This is a genomic window from Cupriavidus sp. SK-4 (assembly GCF_000611125.1).
Taxonomy (GTDB): Bacteria; Pseudomonadota; Gammaproteobacteria; order Burkholderiales; family Burkholderiaceae; genus Cupriavidus; species Cupriavidus necator.
This window is the reverse complement of the sequence record NZ_JFJW01000176.1, coordinates 1-15,754: the sequence shown is the minus strand read 5'-3', so window position 1 is coordinate 15,754 and position 15,754 is coordinate 1. Positions and strand designations below refer to the sequence as shown.

Below are 15,754 nucleotides of genomic sequence, written 5' to 3'. Positions count from 1 at the left end.
GGGGGCGCGTTTCTCATTTGCCGCCTGGTTCCTTGGTATCCAGGTACTCGATCACGTCGGCGATGAAGTCAAAGCCGTACTCGGTCTGGCCGTCCTTCTCGAACTTCGTCGGCTCGATGCGGCCCTGGACGAACACCTTGGAGCCTTTGCCAAGGTACTTGCCCGCGTTCTCTGCCAGGCCGGCAAACGACTTGATGCGGAAGAAGTCGGTTTGCTCTTTCTTCTCGCCGGCGCGGTCGCGCCACACGCGGTTCACGGCCAGGTCGAATACGGCGCGGGCGCTGTTTTCGCTATGGCGAACATCAGTATCACGGGTAAGATTGCCGATAAACTGGAATTGGTTATGGCTCATGCGTAGCTCTCCAGGCTGTGATGAAGCCTAGAGTTTAGCTAAACCTAATTCCGAGGTCAAGAACTTTAGCGGCTAAAATTTCGAGCCGCCCATGCGCAAGGCGACGCCTTTGTATAACTACATCTTCTTCACGAACGTGCTGCGGCTGCTTGATGAGCGCCACATGACGAAAAAGGAGCTATCGGACAGGTCGGGGGTTTCGATCTCCTTCCTGTCCGATCTCACTACGGGCAAGGCCAATCCGTCCCTCAAGGTCATGCAGGACATTGCCAAGGCCCTTGATGCGCCGTTGCCCCTTCTGCTTGAATCAACCGACTTGGACAAGGACACGCTCGATGCCCTGGCCGGCGGCAAGGCTCCGCAGAGCCTTCCTGCCGGTTTCGAGCGAGTGGCGGCGGTGCTACCGTCGCATCAGGCATTCATCGTCAAGAAGTGGGGCGAGGCCGCCCGCAAGAAGCTCCGGGGGTAGGACGCCAAGAAAGAAAGCAGGGAAGGGACGCGGCAAGGAACTGAGCCAGCAGAAGCCAGCACTTTTTAGCCGCTAAAGCCCGCCGGGGTGGCTCAACCCCCGGAACACCCACAACGCAAGCCATAGGTTCGGTGCGAGGCGCACGGAGCATGCGCCGCGTTGTTTCTATTGCGATCAGCTCGGGACACGATTGAAAACACTCAATCCGTCATTCCGTTTGCTTGCTCGTCAAAAGACTTCGGTATATCGTATGAACCTGTGTAGAATGCGTGCGGTCAGGGCAGCACGCAAATCACATACATGGGATACACGGAATGACCGAACAGAAGCTGGAACACAACACGATCAAGGAACGGGCGAAGAAGAAGCTCGAACGCGACATGGGGCCGGAGCTGTTGGCAGCTCTGAACGATCCCAAGACCGTTGAAATCATGCTCAACGCGGACGGCAAAGTCTGGCAGGAGAAGCTGGGCGAGCCGATGAAGTGCATCGGCACCCTTCGCTTCGCGCAGGCCCAAGCCATGATCGAAACCATTGCCGGCTACCACGGCAAGGAAGTCACGCGGCAGCGGCCGATCCTGGAAGGCGAGTTCCCGCTAGACGGTAGCCGCTTTGCCGGCCAGCTCCCCCCGGTCGTGCCCGCACCGACCTTTGCGATCCGCAAGAAGGCGGTCGCCATCTTCACCCTGGCGCAGTACGTCGAGCGCGGAATCATGACCGCGCAGCAGCGCGATTCCTTGATTGCCGCCGTGCGTGCCCACCGGAACATCCTGGTGATCGGCGGCACCGGCTCGGGCAAGACCACGCTGGTGAACGCGATCATCAACGAGATGGTGCTTCAAGACCCGACCGAACGGGTTTTCATCATCGAGGACACCGGCGAAATCCAGTGCGCCGCCGAGAACTACGTCCAGTACCACACCAGCATCGACGTGACCATGACGGCGCTGCTCAAGACCACGCTGCGCATGCGGCCCGACCGCATCCTGGTCGGCGAAGTGCGCGGCCCCGAAGCACTTGATCTGTTGATGGCCTGGAACACCGGGCACGAAGGAGGAGCCGCAACCCTGCACGCAAACAACGCCAAAGCGGGCCTTGATCGGCTCGCCATGCTCATCAGCATGCACCCCGATTCACCCAAACCCATTGAACCGCTGATAGGCGAGGCGGTTCACGTGGTCGTTCATATCGCCCGCACCCCTGACGGCTCGCGGCGCATCCAGGAAATCCTTGAGGTTTCCGGCTACGCCAACGGCCAGTACGCAACCAAAACCCTGTAACCCTGTAACCCTGTAAGGAGCTTAGACCCATGCAATCGACCCTTCCCGCGTTCCGCTTCGACAGCCGCGCCGTGTTCTACCTGGGCATGTTCGCCCTCTTGGCGTTCTTCCTGCTGGCCCCCCAGCACGCTTTCGCCTCCGAAGGCACCGGCGGTTCCCTGCCGTATGAAGGCTGGTTGACCAACCTGCGCAACAGCGTCACCGGCCCGGTGGCCTTCGCGCTGTCGATCATCGGCATCGTTGTCGCCGGCGGCATCTTGATCTTCGGCGGCGAACTCAACGGCTTCTTCCGCACGTTGATCTTCATCGTCCTGGTCATGGCCCTGCTGGTCGGCGCGCAGAACATGATGAGCACCTTCTTCGGCCGTGGCGCGGAAATCGCCGCCCTGACCGATGGCGTGCTGCACCAGGCCAAGGTCGCGGCGCTGGACATGGCCGGCTTCCCTGGTGAAGCCATCGCACGCTGGGCCGAACGCGGCCACATCGCGGGGTAAGTCATGGCACTGCGCGCGATCCCCATCCGTAGGGCCGGCAACCGAGAAAACCTGTTCATGGGTGGCGACCGCGAGCTGGTGATGTTCTCGGGCCTGCTGGCCGGGGCGCTGATTTTCAGCGCCCAAGAAGTGAGGGCAACGGTGTTCGGCATCGCCTTGTGGTTCGGCGCGTTATTCGTGCTGCGCCTCATGGCGAAGTCCGACCCGAAGCTGCGACACGTGTACCTGCGGCACCGCCGGTACAAGCCGTACTACCCGGCTCGCAGCACGCCCTTCCGTGAAAACACGCCGAGTCAAGGGAAGCAATACAAATGATCGAAGCAATCGCAATTGGCATTGCTGTACTCGGTGCGGTTCTGTTGCTCATCCTCTTTGCCCGTATCCGTCAGGTCGATGCCGAGCTGAAGCTCAAGAAGCATCGGTCGAAGGACGCGGGCCTGGCCGACTTGCTCAACTATGCCGCCGTGGTCGATGACGGCGTGATCGTGGGCAAGAACGGCTCCTTTATGGCCGCCTGGCTGTACCAAGGGGATGACAACGCCAGCAGCACCGAAGAGCAGCGGGAAATGGTGTCCTTCCGCATCAACCAGGCCCTGGCGGGCCTGGGCAGCGGCTGGATGGTTCATGTCGATGCCGTGCGCCGGCCGGCACCCAACTACTCCGAGCGCGGCGTCTCCACCTTCACCGATCCGGTGTCGGCCGCCATTGATGAAGAGCGCCGGCGGCTCTTCGAGGGCCTGGGCACGATGTACGAAGGGCACTTCGTATTCGCCGTGACCTGGTTTCCGCCAGTGCTGGCCCAGCGCAAGTTCGTTGAGCTGATGTTTGACGATGACGCGGTGACGCCCGACCACACGGCCCGCACCGTGGGCCTCATCGAGCAGTTCAAGCGCGAAATCCGCAGCCTGGAATCGCGCATGTCCTCGGCCGTCAAGCTCACGCGCTTGAAGGGCCACAAGATCGCCACGGAAGAGGGCAGGGAAGTCACGCATGACGACTTCCTGAGCTGGTTGCAGTTCTGCGTGACCGGCAACTATCACCCGGTGCAGCTCCCCAGCAACCCGATGTACTTGGACGCCGTGATCGGCGGGCAAGAGCTGTGGGGCGGCGTCGTTCCGAAGATCGGCCGCAAGTTCATCCAGGTGGTGTCCCTCGAAGGCTTCCCCTTGGAGTCAACGCCTGGCCTGCTGTCGGCCCTGGCCGAGCTGCCGAGTGAATACCGCTGGTCGAGCCGCTTCATCTTCATGGATCAGCACGAGTCCTTGAAGCACCTGGACAAGTTCCGCAAGAAGTGGAAGCAGAAGATTCGCGGCTTCTTCGACCAGGTTTTCAACACCAACACCGGCAGCGTCAACCAGGACGCGGCAACGATGGTGGCCGATGCCGAGGCGGCCATCGCCGAGGTCAATAGCGGCCTGGTGGCCGCCGGCTACTTCACGTCCGTGGTCGTGTTGATGGATGAGGATCGGGAGCGCCTGGCGGCCGCCGCGCTGTCGGTCGAGAAGGCCATCAACCGGCTGGCCTTCGCGGCGCGCATCGAGACGATCAACACGATGGACGCCTACCTGGGCAGCTTGCCCGGCCACGGCGTCGAGAACGTGCGCCGGCCGCTCATCAACACGATGAACCTGGCCGACCTGCTGCCGACAAGCTCCATCTGGACGGGCAGCGCCACCGCGCCGTGCCCGATGTACCCGCCGCTGGCCCCGGCGCTCATGCACTGCGTCACGGTCGGCGCTACGCCCTTCCGGCTGAACCTGCACGTGCGCGACCTGGGCCACACCTTCATGTTCGGCCCGACCGGCGCGGGCAAATCGACGCACCTGGGCATCATCGCCGCGCAGCTCCGGCGCTATGCCGGCATGTCGATCTACGCCTTCGACAAGGGCATGTCGATGTACCCGCTCGCGGCCGCAATCAATGCCGGCTCGAAGGGCAAGACTGGCCTGCACTTCACGGTGGCCGCCGACGATGACCGCCTGGCCTTCTGCCCGCTCCAGTTCCTCGAAACGAAGGCGGATCGGGCTTGGGCGATGGAGTGGATCGACACGATCCTTGCGCTCAACGGCGTGGACACCACGCCAGGGCAGCGCAACGAGATCGGCCACGCGATCATGAGCATGCACGCCAGCGGCGCGCGCACGCTCTCCGAGTTCTCGGTGACGATCCAGGACGAAGCGATCCGCGAGGCCATCAAGCAATACACGGTGGACGGCTCGATGGGCCACCTGCTCGATGCCGAAGAGGATGGCCTGTCGCTCTCCGACTTCACGGTGTTCGAGATCGAAGAGCTGATGAACCTCGGCGAGAAGTTCGCGCTGCCGGTGCTGCTGTACCTGTTCCGCCGCATCGAGCGCGGCCTTAAAGGCCAGCCGGCCGTCATCATCCTGGACGAAGCCTGGTTGATGCTGGGCCACCCGGCGTTCCGCGCCAAGATTCGGGAATGGCTCAAGGTCTTGCGCAAGGCGAACTGCCTGGTGCTCATGGCTACGCAAAGCCTTTCCGACGCGGCCAACTCGGGCATCTTGGATGTGATCGTGGAATCGACCGCGACCAAGATTTTCCTGCCGAACGTCTATGCCCGCGACGAGGACACGGCGGCGCTCTATCGCCGCATGGGCCTCAACAAGCGGCAAATCGAAATCCTCGCCACGGCGGTTCCGAAGCGGCAGTACTACTACGTCTCCGAGAACGGCCGCCGCCTCTATGACCTCGCCCTGGGGCCGCTGGCCCTGGCCTTCGTCGGCGCGTCCGACAAGGAATCGGTCGCCGCCATCAAGAGCCTGCAAGCGAAGTTCGGCCATGAGTGGGTCGATCACTGGCTGGCCGGCCGCAATCTGAATCTCAATGACTACCTGGAGGCCGCATGAGCTTTGCCGACACCCTCAAGGGCTTGATCTTCAAGAAGCCCGCCACGGCCGCAGGACGCGACAAGCGCGACCCTCGGCAGACCGATGAACCGCTGGAAGGCGGCCGACGCCAGGGCGAGGCCGAGAACCCCTATCTGGCCGCTCGTCGCACCTGGAACGATCACGTGGGCGGCGTCGTGTCGTCTCGCCAGACCTGGCAAGTGATCGGCATCTTGTCGCTGTTGATCGCGCTCGCCGGCGTCGGCGGCGTGATCCACATCGGCAGCCAGTCGAAGTTCATCCCCTACGTGGTGGAAGTGGACAAGCTCGGCCAGACAGTGGCCGCCGGCCCGGTGCAAGCGGCCTCGAAGGCCGATGCCCGCGTCATCCATGCGACGGTCGCCGAGTTCATCACCGACGCCCGCACGGTCACGCCGGACGTGGCCTTGCAGCGCCGCTCTGTGTTCCGCGTGTACGCCAAGTTGTCGCCCAACGATCCGGCAACGCCAAAGATGAATGAGTGGTTGAACGGCACCCCGGATGCCAGCCCGTTCCGTCGCGCTGAAAAGGAAATGGTGAACGTCGAGATCAAGACGGCCATCCCGCAGACGCCGGACACCTGGCAAGTCGAGTGGGAAGAAACCGCCCGCGACCGTCAAGGCACACCGAAGGGCAAGCCCGCGATCTGGCGTGCGCTGGTCACTGTGTACGTCGCGGAAGTCACGCCGCAAACCACGGATGAGCAACTTCGGAACAACCCCCTAAGCGTGTACGTGCGGGACTACTCCTGGTCGCGCGTTCAATGAACCCAAGGACATTCACCATGAAGAAAATCTTTTCCGTTGTCGCCTTGGGCGCTGCGCTGCTGTCGCCCACCCTGGCCCTGGCCGCCGATGACCTGGCCGACAAGTATTTCACCGGCAAGAACCCGACGCTGACGCCTCAAGAGCGCGCGGCCATCGACATTGCGAAGCGATGGAACGCGGGCGCTGCCACCGGCATGAAGCCCGTCGCCGGCTCCAATGGCGCGATCAAGTTCCTGTTCGGCGCGCAGCAGCCCAGCATCGTGTGCGCGGTGCTCCAGGTGTGCGACGTGGCCTTGCAGCCAGGCGAGCAAGTCAACTCGATCAACCTGGGCGACACGGCCCGGTGGACGGTCGAGCCGGCCATCACCGGCAGCGGCCCCAACGAAGTGCAGCACCTCATCATCAAGCCGATGGATGTTGGCCTGGAAACCAGCCTCATCGTGACGACGAACCGCCGCGCCTATCACCTGCGCCTGCGCTCGCATCGCACCGAGTACATGCCGCAAGTCTCGTTCACCTACCCCGAGGACGCGCTTGCGAAGTGGGACGCGATCCAGCGCCGCGAAACGCAAGAACGCACCGACCGCACCATCCCGCAGACCGGCGAGTACCTGGGCGATCTCAAGTTCGACTATGACCTGTCCGGCTCGGCGAGCTGGAAGCCGGTGCGTGTGTTCAACGATGGCCGCAAGACCATCATCGAAATGCCCGGAACGATGGAGCAAACCGAAGCGCCGACGCTCCTGGTCGTGCGCCGCGAGGGCGGCATCTTCCGCGACGAGGAAACCGTGATGGTGAACTATCGCGTGCAGGGCAATCGCTACATCGTGGACACGGTGTTTGACCGCGCGATCCTGATTGCCGGTGTTGGTGGAAGCCAAGACCGCGTGACTATCTCCCGGAGGAAGTGACCATGCGCAAGATCATCTTTGCTGCGCTGTTCGTCCTCGCCCTGGGCGGCTGCGCGACCACCGGCCAATACGGCAACTTCGTCCCGCCGACCGCAACGGTCGATCAGCAGCAGCTCGCCCGCGAAGCGGTGCAGCAGCTCGCTGTGCTGTACCCGCCGGCCAAGACGCGCCTGGAGCTGCAACAGGCCACGCCTGATGCCTTCGGCCAGGCCCTGGTGCTGACGTTGCGCGAGCGCGGCTATGCCCTACTGGAGTTCAACCCGGCCAGCGCGAAGGCGCAGGCCACGGCGGCCAGTGAGCCGGCATCGCCGGCGGCCCTGCCGCTGCGGTACGTGCTCGACCAGGCCGGCGACTCGAACCTGTACCGCCTGACTCTGTTGGTCGGCCATCAATCCATCACCCGCCCGTACCTGGTGCAAGACGGCAGCTTTGCGCCGGCTGGGTATTGGGTGCGCAAGGAGTGACCTATGAGTGACCAAGCCGATCAAATGGCACCGGACGCCTCGCCGGGCGCGGTATCGAAGAAGTCCGGCGTGCGGCGTGTCAACAACATGCCGATGTACATCCTTGCGGCCGCGCTGGGTGCCTTCCTGCTGGTGATGATGCTGGTCGCGGCGGATCGCGCTGCGAAGCAGAACGCACCGGCGCAAGGCGCGGCCGAGAAGGCGGGTAACACGACGATGTTCGCCAAGGAGATCGTCGGCGACAGGGATGGCGGCACGGTAGAAGCGGCCTCGCCGCTCAAGCCGCCGGAGCTGGCGACCGGGCCAGAGGCTGCGCCGGTGCTTGTCGCGCGCCCCGACCTGGACGCGCCGCCGCCACCGCCCAGCGGCAACCTGGGCCAGCCGGTGCATGACGATGAAGCCGACCGCATCCGCATGGCGAAGCTGCAAATGTTCCAGGAAGCGGTCAAGGCCAAGACGGGCGTTCGTGTCGATGCGCCGCGCAGCAGCGGGTCATCGGGCGCGCAGCCGGGCACGCCGCAGACGCGCGACGAAATGCTGTCCCGCCTGGCGGCTGTGCGGCAGCAAATCGGTGCGCAAGCATCGGGCGATCCGACCGCCGCCTATCAGGCCCGGCTCGCGCAGCTTCGCGCCTCGGGCGTCGGCGGCCAGCAGGCCGGCGGCGGCGTGGGTGGTGGTGCGCCGCAGCTCTTGCAAACCGCCGGTGGCGGCCAGGGCAAGAACTACGCGCAGTTCGCGGGAAGCGGCCAGGGCGACCGTTGGCGGCTGGACTCCCAGCCCGAAGCGCCGCGCTCGCCCTTCGAGCTGCGCGCCGGCTTCGTGGTGCCGGCCACGCTCATTTCGGGCATCAACTCCGACTTGCCGGGCCAGATCATGGCCCAGGTCGCGCAGAACGTGTACGACACGCCGACCGGCAAGCATCTGCTGATTCCGCAAGGCTCGCGCCTGGTCGGGTCGTATTCGAGCGATGTTGCCTACGGTCAGTCGCGCGTGCTTGTGGCTTGGCAGCGCATCGTGTTCCCCGATGGCAAGGCGATGGACATTGGCACGATGCCGGGCGCGGATAGCGCCGGGTACGCGGGCTTCAATGACCAGGTGAATAACCACTACCTGCGCGTGTTCGGCTCGGCCTTCCTCATGTCGGGCGTCATCGCCGCCGTGAGCATGAGCCAGGACAACAGCGGTTCCACCGGCAATCAGCAGCGCGCCAGCGATGCTTTGAGCGAAGCACTTGGGCAAGTGCTGGGCAACACCATCGCCCAACTCGTTTCCAAGAATCTGAACATTGCCCCGACCTTGGAAATCCGCCCCGGCTATCGGTTCAACGTCATCGTGACCAAGGACATGACGTTCTCGAAGCCGTACCAATCGTTTGACTACTAACGCCAGGAGAAAGCAAATGAAGCAGAAGTTTTTAGCCGCTAAAGTCGCTCTCGCCGTCACTCTGATGGCCGGGTCGATCACCACCATGTCGCCCGCGCAGGCCGGCATTCCCGTCATCGACGGCGGGAACCTGGTGCAGAACGTCATGACGGCCATCGAGTCGGTGGCGCAGACGCTCAAGCAAATTGAGCAGTACCAAACCCAGCTCCAGCAGTACGAAAACATGATCCAGAACACGGTCGCGCCGGCGGCCTATATCTGGGATCAGGCGCAGTCCACGATCAACGGGCTGATGAATGCGGTCGATACGCTGAACTACTACAAGACCCAGCTCGGCAGCATCGACTCGTACCTGGGCAAGTTCCAGGACGTGGCCTACTACCGCAGCTCGCCGTGCTTCAACGGCACCGGCGGCTGCACGCCCGCCGAACAGGCCGCAATGGCCGAGAACCGCCGCCTGGCGAGCGAGAGCCAGAAGAAGGCCAACGATGCCTTGTTCAAGGGCCTGGATCGCCAGCAGGACGCCTTGAAGTCCGACGCGCGCCAGCTCGAACGGCTCCAGTCGGCCGCGCAGGGCGCGAACGGGCAAATGCAGGCCATCGGCTTCGCCAACCAGCTCGCGGCCCAGCAGGCAAACCAGCTTCTGCAAATCCGGGGCCTCATGGTCGCGCAGCAGAACGCCATCGCCACGCGGATGCAGGTCGAAGCCGACCGTGAAGCGCAGCAGCAAGCCGCCGGCGAGGCGCTGCGCAAGGGCGAGTACAGGGCCAGTCCGGCCCGTAATTGGTAAGGGGGATACATGCGCCTATCCAAACCCTCGATCCTGGCAGCGGCCGCCCTTGTGGCGGCCCTGCTGGCCGGCTGCGAGAAAAAGCCCGAGCCGGTGACGCTGCCCGAAGTGAATGCCGAGAACTGCAAACCCGAGAACATCGCCAAGCTCGATAAGAGCGTGCAAGAGGCGTTTTCATCGCAGTGCCTGCGGGCCGGCTCGTTCAAACCTAGCGAACCTAAGTCCTGGTGAGGTACTGACGAATGAGAATGCCAGCCAGCTTGAAACTCGCCCTGCCGCTGCTCGTTTGGCTGGCGTTCTTTTCTACGGACGCTTCCGCCCAAATGAACAGCTCGGGCCTCTTCGATGACGTTCTGAACCGCTACAACGCCGCCGCCAGCGGCTGGGCCGGTGTCATCACCAACGCCGCATCCTGGTTGTTCTGGCTGCTGGTGACGATCTCGATGGTCTGGACGTTCGGCATGATGGCCTTGCGCAAGGCCGACATTGGGGAGTTCTTCGCGGAGCTTGTCCGCTTCACCATCTTCACCGGCTTCTTCTGGTGGTTGCTGACGAACGGCCCTAACTTCGCCTCGACCATCTATGCGTCGCTACGCCAAATTGCCGGCAACGCGACGGGCTTGGGTCAAGCCTTGTCGCCTTCCGGCATTGTCGATATTGGCTTTGCCATCTTCTACAAGGTGATGGATCAGTCCTCGGTGTGGTCGCCGGTGGACAGCATGGCCGGCATCCTCATGGCCGTTGCCATCTTGATCGTGCTCGCGCTCATCGGCGTGAACATGCTTCTTCTCCTGGCGTCTGGTTGGGTGCTCGCCTATGGCGGCGTGTTCTTCCTCGGCTTCGGTGGGTCGCGGTGGACTTCCGACATGGCGATCAACTACTACAAGACCGTGCTGGGTGTGGCCGCGCAGCTCATGGCAATGGTGCTGCTGGTCGGCATCGGCAAGACCTTTCTGGATGACTACTACGCGCGCATGAGCGAGGGGATCAACCTCAAGGAAATGGGCGTGATGCTCATCGTCTGCGTGATCCTGCTGGCACTCGTCAACAAGATTCCGGCGCTCATCGCCGGCGTCATCACCGGCGCGAGCGTGGGCGGTGCCGGCATCGGCAACTTCGGCGCAGGCGCGGCCCTCGGTGCCGCTGGCATGGCGGCCGCAGCAGCGGCAACCGGCGGCGCTGCTCTGGCGGCCGGCGCGGCCTCGGCCGCCGGCGGTGCTTCTGCGGTCATGGCCGCGTTCTCGAAGGCCAATGAAAACGTCTCGTCCGGGTCGGATGTCATGTCCATGCTGGGCGGTGGTGGTGGCGGCGACTCTGGCGGTGGTGGTGGCGGTGAAGCCGGCACCAGCACGCCCCTGGGCCAAGCCGCCGGCTTCGGTGGCGGCGGTGGCGACTCTGGCGGCGGCGGCAGCAGCGGCGGCGAGTCGAAGGGCGGCGACAAAGGCGGCGACAAGGCCGGCGGCGATAAGGCCGGCTCCAGCTCGAAGGGTGGCGAAGGCGGCGGCCAGAAGGCCAGCGGCGGCGGTGACGCCGGCGGCGCGAAGGCCGGCCAGGGTGGCGGCCAGGGCCAGGGAGCGGGGCAGGGCGGCCAGCAGGACGCACCTGGTAGTACCGGCCCCGGCATGCTGGCCTCGGCCGCTTCCGCGCTTGGCAAGGCCGGCCGCGTCACGGCCGACGCCGGCGCGAACTTGGCGAAGGGTGTAGGTGCGGTGGCGGCCGCGAAGGCCGCCAGCATGCGCGACTCGGCGATGGAACGCATCGCCGACACCACCGGCGGAAAGATCGCGGCCGCGATCAAGGCGCAGGGCGGCAGCTCGGCCGACACGAGCATCGACGTGCCCGATCAACAACCCTCGCCGACCTTCGGCGACAACAGCCTGGCCGGAGCTGACAGCTCTGCCGATCCCGAGTCCGAAGTAGCCGCGTTCCGTGACGGCGGCCGCAACGACAAATCTGCGTAACCCAAAGGAGTGTTCATCATGAAGAAGAAGTTGCTTTCCATCGTGGCCGCTGTGGCGGCCCTCTGCTCGGTCGGCACGGCCAGCGCGCAAGACGTGCTGACCGGCGACACCCGCCTGGCTTGCGAGGCGATCCTGTGCCTCGCAAGCGGCACCCGCCCGAGCGAATGCGCGCCGTCGCTTCGCAAGTATTTCAGCATCACGGCGCGGAAAATGTCCGACACGATCAAGAAGCGCAAGAACTTCCTCGATCTGTGCCCGGTGTCGAACCAGACGCCGGAAATGTCCGCGCTGGTGTCGGCCATGTCGCGCGGCGCTGGCCGTTGCGATGCGCAGGCCCTGAATCAAACGCTGGTGTTCTGGCAGGGCTACGAGGACGGGACGACGTACATCAGCAACCAGATGCCCGACTACTGCGCGGCCTACACCAACCACGCTTACACCGATTTCAGCAGCACCAAGCCGCGCTATGTCGGCACGCCAGAAAGGGGCGGGTATTGGGTCGAAGCGGCCGACTATGACCGGGCGCTGGCCGAGTACAACGAACGCATCCGGCGCGAGGACGAAGAGCGCCGCCGCGCTTCCTGGGGGGGTTACTGACATGCCCTTTGCTGCCGACCTTCCGCCGCAGCTCCAGGAGCGCGTCGTGTGCGCCGTTTCGGCGGCCGTGAAGTACGAAGTGCCGGCCAACATCGTGTTGGCCGTCGCGGAGAAGGAAGGCGGCAAGCCGGGCCAGTGGGTGCGCAACTCGAACGGCACTCATGACGTGGGGCCGATGCAGTTCAACACGGCTTACCTGCGCGACCTGGCCCGCTACGGCATCACGGCGGACGATGTAGCGGCCGCTGGCTGCTACTCGTTCGACCTCGCCGCCTGGCGCTTGCGGATGCACATTCGCAACGACAAGGGCGATCTCTGGACGAAGGCCGCGAATTACCACTCACGCACGCCGCAGTACAACGCGGTGTATCGCGCCGACCTGATGCGCAAGGCCGCCAAGTGGGCGGATTGGCTCGAAGCTCGGTTCGTCACGCTGGACGTGACGAAGGCGGGGGCCACGCCCTCGATGCCGACCGGGCCAGCGCCGGCGGTGCAAGCCGCCCAGCAGGCCACGGCAGCGGCCCCAGCGGCCGCGCCGGCGGCCAGGCCGGCAGCAGCTCCATCCATCAACGTCGCGGGCGGCTACGTGCCGCGCTCGATCTCCTTCAACAACAGAAGCGAAGGCTCGCCGGAGTAGGGCGGGCCTTCCGATTTAGCGGCTAAAACATGGACAAATTCCACGCCTTCATGATGCGCTACACGCTCGGTTTCGGCCGGGTGCTGACCGCCTATTGCAACTGGGCCGAATCGCAGGCCAAGGGGCAATTCGATCTGCTCTTGCTGGGCCTCGGCCCGATCTTCGCGCTGGGTCTGCTGCTGTGGGCGCTGCCGGCATGGATCGGCAAGCCCATTGCCTTCGTGCTGTCGCTTCCTGCGCTGTACATCATCTTCCTGGTGCTGCGCGCCTATGCCTCACGCGGGGGCAAGCGCGGATGAAGCCCTTGCACGTGCCGGATGGGACGGTCGAAGCGTTGAAGTGGCTCGCGCTGGCCCTGATGACCGGCGATCACGTCAACAAGTACCTGTTCAATGGCACGCTGCCGTTTCTCTTCGAGGCCGGCCGCCTGGCGCTGCCGATCTTCGTTTTCGTGCTGGCCTACAACCTGGCTCGACCTGGTGCATTCGAGCGCGGCGCGTACACGCGCACGATGAAGCGCCTCGCGGTGTTCGGCGCTGTGGCCTCGGTGCCCTTCGTCGCCCTGGGTGGCCTGTCCGCCGGGTGGTGGCCCCTCAATGTCTTGTTCACGCTCCTGGTCGTGACGGCGTGCGCCTACCTGGTGGAAAAGGGCGGCCCGCTGCACCTGGTCGGCGCCGGCCTGGTGTTCCTGGTCGGTGGCGGCCTGGTCGAATACTGGTGGCCGGCCGTGGCCTTCGGCCTGGCGGTGTGGTCGTACCGCAAGCGGCCCACCTGGGCCGCCGCGGCCGTCGCGCTGCTCGCCTGCGCGGCGCTGTGGTTCATCAATCGCAACCTGTGGGCGCTGGCCTCGCTGCCGCTGCTCCTGGTCGCTTCCCGCGTCGATCTGCCCATGCCGCGCCTGCGCTGGGCGTTCTACGCCTATTACCCGCTGCACCTGGCCGCTCTGTGGTTGATCCGCATCCCCATGAGCAAGGCCGGCTACCTGTTCTTCTGATTTGGAGTCCGCACCATGCGCAAAGCCCTTTTTCTGACCCTCTCCTTGGCGTCCCTTGCCTTCGCGCCTGGCGCGATGGCCGCCGGCGCTGCCGGCATGGCGGCCGTGAGCTATGGCGAGCCGGTCTTGACCGCTGTTTCGGTGTCCTTCTCCGACAGCAGCACCACGTTCCGGCCGGACGCTTCCACGGCCGAGCTGCTGGCCGAGGCGAAGGGGGCCACGATCATCTACGTCAGCGGTCGCACCAGCACGCTACGCCCCAGCGCGGCCGATGAGGCCCTGGCCTTGCGCCGGGCCTTGTCGGCCCGCCAGTACCTGATTGCGCGCGGCGTGTCGCCGCTCAAGATCATGGTGAACTTCGCTTCGGCATCCGACTTCGTGGCCGACAACTCGACGCCAGAAGGGCGGCACCAGAACCAGCGCGTGGACATTGAAGTCATCTACGTGCCTACGTACTAAAAGCCGCTCGCTTCGGTCTAGCGGCTGCGTCACCTGCCTAGTGGTGAGCAGTCGGGGGCATCCCGACACCCAATTTCCTAACCAACCCTCAAGGTCGTGTCTATGCAATCAACCAAGAAGTGTCTAGCCCTCGTTATTCCATTGCTCGCCCTCGCGGGCTGCGCTGCGTTGGATCAAGTCGCCAAGGATGTGCAGAAGGCCACCGCCCCGGTGATGCTCACGGAATCCCTGCCGCAAATCTGCCAGGCCGCGAAAGACAACCAGGTGCGAGCAAACGGCCTCTATGCCAACAAGGGCCTTGCGGTCAGCGGTGAAGTGCGCTCCGTCACCGAAGGCTTCCAGCCTCGCTATCGGGTGTTCCTGCGCTCCGGCCAGGTTTCGGTGCATGCCGGTACAGACAACAAGCTCAACGTCACCCAGCTTTCAACCGGGAAAACCGCTCGGGTGTCGGGTGTCGTGTCGGACGTGAGCTACGACTACAACGGGTGTTCGATCTCGCTGAAAGACGCGACGTTTTAACTGCGCTGCTGGCGTCCCCTAGCGGGCCTCCATCGCCGTTCCTGGCGATGCTGCAGGCCCGTTTTCCTTGACAGGGGTCGATTTGTTTTCGTTGTCAAAAGTGACGGTAGGAGATCGAGCACTGGCGTAGGGGTGGTCTGCCAAGCCATTGATTTCATTGGGTTTCCTGTTGATTTTTTTGATCGCCGTTTGAGGGCGCAAAAGCGTGCTCGGTTTCAACCGCCGGTCCCGGTTTTCGGCGTGGTCTGTGACGGCAGGATTTCACTGGCATAACGCTCCACTGGAAAGCGGAATACGCCCCTCAAATTGATACCTTGCAGCCGCGTCGGCGCAATTTTCCCCGTGAGCTCCGCCGGGATGACCTGACGCCGGTTGGCCCAGCGGTCCAGAACGGCCTGCATCTGGGTTGTGTTCCAGGCCATGATGATGTTGGCCAACAGACTCAAGGCGTCAGCCACCGCCTGCATTTCCTCGGCCCGCTTGGCCTGAGCCGGGCTCACTCTGCCGGTATAAATCGCCCGCTTCAAGGCATTGACCGCCTCACCCCGGTTGAGTACCCGACGCAGCTCATTCCTGAAGGCGTCTTTGACAAAGTAGTCGGCCAGGAACGCAGTTCGCAGCAAGCGCCCCAACTGAACACCCGCTTCGTAGATGGGGTCTCCCCGCGCCGCCGATCCAAATCTGGCCAGCGCTGCAACTGCGCTGGCGTTGCCGCTCATCACCGAGGCTGCCAAATGGACCAAGGTGTCCCAGTGCTTCCCCCCCGCGTCAGAATAGTTGTCGCCTCTC

At 64.1% G+C, this 15,754-nt stretch carries 20 protein-coding genes; 18 read left to right on the top strand and 2 right to left on the bottom strand.

Features of this window, described 5'->3' with window-relative positions; translation table 11 throughout:
- Nucleotides 1-13 precede the first annotated feature (13 nt).
- Nucleotides 14-352, bottom strand: coding sequence for a single-stranded DNA-binding protein (locus CF68_RS33330; protein ID WP_011013259.1), 339 nt, complete (start codon nucleotides 350-352; stop codon nucleotides 14-16).
- Nucleotides 353-461: 109 nt separating this feature from the next.
- Between CF68_RS33330 and CF68_RS33325 the strand changes: the two genes are divergently transcribed.
- The 18 genes from CF68_RS33325 (at nucleotide 462) to CF68_RS33240 (ending at nucleotide 14,965) form a co-directional block, all read left to right on the top strand.
- Entirely contained in the window at nucleotides 462-821 is a 360-nt protein-coding gene (locus CF68_RS33325) for a transcriptional regulator (protein WP_011013260.1), read from the top strand.
- A gap of 314 nt (nucleotides 822-1,135) precedes the next feature.
- Complete coding sequence (gene trbB, locus CF68_RS33320) at nucleotides 1,136-2,101, top strand: P-type conjugative transfer ATPase TrbB (protein ID WP_011013261.1); 966 nt, start codon at nucleotides 1,136-1,138, stop codon at nucleotides 2,099-2,101.
- Between the two features lie 29 nt (nucleotides 2,102-2,130).
- Nucleotides 2,131-2,595, top strand: coding sequence for a conjugal transfer system pilin TrbC (trbC, locus tag CF68_RS33315; protein ID WP_011013262.1), 465 nt, complete (start codon nucleotides 2,131-2,133; stop codon nucleotides 2,593-2,595).
- Nucleotides 2,596-2,598: 3 nt separating this feature from the next.
- Nucleotides 2,599-2,910, top strand: coding sequence for a conjugal transfer protein TrbD (locus CF68_RS33310; protein ID WP_011013263.1), 312 nt, complete (start codon nucleotides 2,599-2,601; stop codon nucleotides 2,908-2,910).
- Nucleotides 2,907-5,465 (top strand): VirB4 family type IV secretion/conjugal transfer ATPase, encoded by a 2,559-nt coding sequence (locus CF68_RS33305; protein ID WP_011013264.1) that lies wholly within the window; start codon nucleotides 2,907-2,909, stop codon nucleotides 5,463-5,465. The genes CF68_RS33310 and CF68_RS33305 overlap by 4 nt, the downstream gene beginning before the upstream one ends.
- The gene (locus CF68_RS33300) at nucleotides 5,462-6,250 is read left to right on the top strand and encodes a conjugal transfer protein TrbF (RefSeq protein WP_011013265.1); all 789 of its coding nucleotides are present in this window, start codon (nucleotides 5,462-5,464) and stop codon (nucleotides 6,248-6,250) included. The genes CF68_RS33305 and CF68_RS33300 overlap by 4 nt, the downstream gene beginning before the upstream one ends.
- A gap of 17 nt (nucleotides 6,251-6,267) precedes the next feature.
- On the top strand, nucleotides 6,268-7,161 hold the full coding sequence (gene trbG / locus CF68_RS33295) for a P-type conjugative transfer protein TrbG (RefSeq protein WP_014386236.1): 894 nt from the start codon (nucleotides 6,268-6,270) through the stop codon (nucleotides 7,159-7,161).
- Between the two features lie 2 nt (nucleotides 7,162-7,163).
- Complete coding sequence (locus CF68_RS33290) at nucleotides 7,164-7,625, top strand: lipoprotein (RefSeq protein ID WP_011013267.1); 462 nt, start codon at nucleotides 7,164-7,166, stop codon at nucleotides 7,623-7,625.
- Between the two features lie 3 nt (nucleotides 7,626-7,628).
- Entirely contained in the window at nucleotides 7,629-9,008 is a 1,380-nt protein-coding gene (locus CF68_RS33285) for a TrbI/VirB10 family protein (RefSeq protein WP_035827489.1), read from the top strand.
- A 16-nt stretch (nucleotides 9,009-9,024) separates the two neighbouring features.
- Nucleotides 9,025-9,798 carry a P-type conjugative transfer protein TrbJ gene (gene trbJ, locus CF68_RS33280; protein WP_011255135.1) on the top strand — a complete coding sequence of 258 codons (774 nt, stop codon included), beginning with the start codon at nucleotides 9,025-9,027 and terminating at the stop codon, nucleotides 9,796-9,798.
- Between the two features lie 9 nt (nucleotides 9,799-9,807).
- Nucleotides 9,808-10,029 carry an entry exclusion lipoprotein TrbK gene (gene trbK / locus CF68_RS33275; RefSeq protein ID WP_011255136.1) on the top strand — a complete coding sequence of 74 codons (222 nt, stop codon included), beginning with the start codon at nucleotides 9,808-9,810 and terminating at the stop codon, nucleotides 10,027-10,029.
- Between the two features lie 11 nt (nucleotides 10,030-10,040).
- Complete coding sequence (gene trbL / locus CF68_RS33270) at nucleotides 10,041-11,759, top strand: P-type conjugative transfer protein TrbL (RefSeq protein WP_012478193.1); 1,719 nt, start codon at nucleotides 10,041-10,043, stop codon at nucleotides 11,757-11,759.
- An 18-nt stretch (nucleotides 11,760-11,777) separates the two neighbouring features.
- Nucleotides 11,778-12,356 (top strand): TrbM/KikA/MpfK family conjugal transfer protein, encoded by a 579-nt coding sequence (locus CF68_RS33265; RefSeq protein ID WP_011255138.1) that lies wholly within the window; start codon nucleotides 11,778-11,780, stop codon nucleotides 12,354-12,356.
- Nucleotide 12,357: 1 nt separating this feature from the next.
- A complete protein-coding gene (locus CF68_RS33260; RefSeq protein ID WP_011255139.1) occupies nucleotides 12,358-12,993 on the top strand; it encodes a transglycosylase SLT domain-containing protein in 636 nt (211 codons plus the stop codon).
- Nucleotides 12,994-13,022: 29 nt separating this feature from the next.
- A complete protein-coding gene (locus tag CF68_RS33255; RefSeq protein ID WP_011255140.1) occupies nucleotides 13,023-13,292 on the top strand; it encodes a hypothetical protein in 270 nt (89 codons plus the stop codon).
- Nucleotides 13,289-13,987: a TraX family protein gene (locus CF68_RS33250; RefSeq protein ID WP_012478194.1), complete on the top strand. Its 699-nt coding sequence runs from the start codon at nucleotides 13,289-13,291 to the stop codon at nucleotides 13,985-13,987. The genes CF68_RS33255 and CF68_RS33250 overlap by 4 nt, the downstream gene beginning before the upstream one ends.
- A 15-nt stretch (nucleotides 13,988-14,002) precedes the next feature.
- Nucleotides 14,003-14,446, top strand: coding sequence for an OmpA family protein (locus CF68_RS33245; protein ID WP_011255142.1), 444 nt, complete (start codon nucleotides 14,003-14,005; stop codon nucleotides 14,444-14,446).
- A gap of 102 nt (nucleotides 14,447-14,548) precedes the next feature.
- Nucleotides 14,549-14,965: a hypothetical protein gene (locus tag CF68_RS33240; RefSeq protein ID WP_012478195.1), complete on the top strand. Its 417-nt coding sequence runs from the start codon at nucleotides 14,549-14,551 to the stop codon at nucleotides 14,963-14,965.
- 215 nt (nucleotides 14,966-15,180) lie between these two features.
- On the opposite strand, the gene CF68_RS33235 is transcribed toward CF68_RS33240, so the two are convergent.
- Nucleotides 15,181-15,754 (bottom strand): Tn3 family transposase (locus tag CF68_RS33235; protein ID WP_035827485.1); only part of this gene is annotated, 574 nt, incomplete at its 5' end.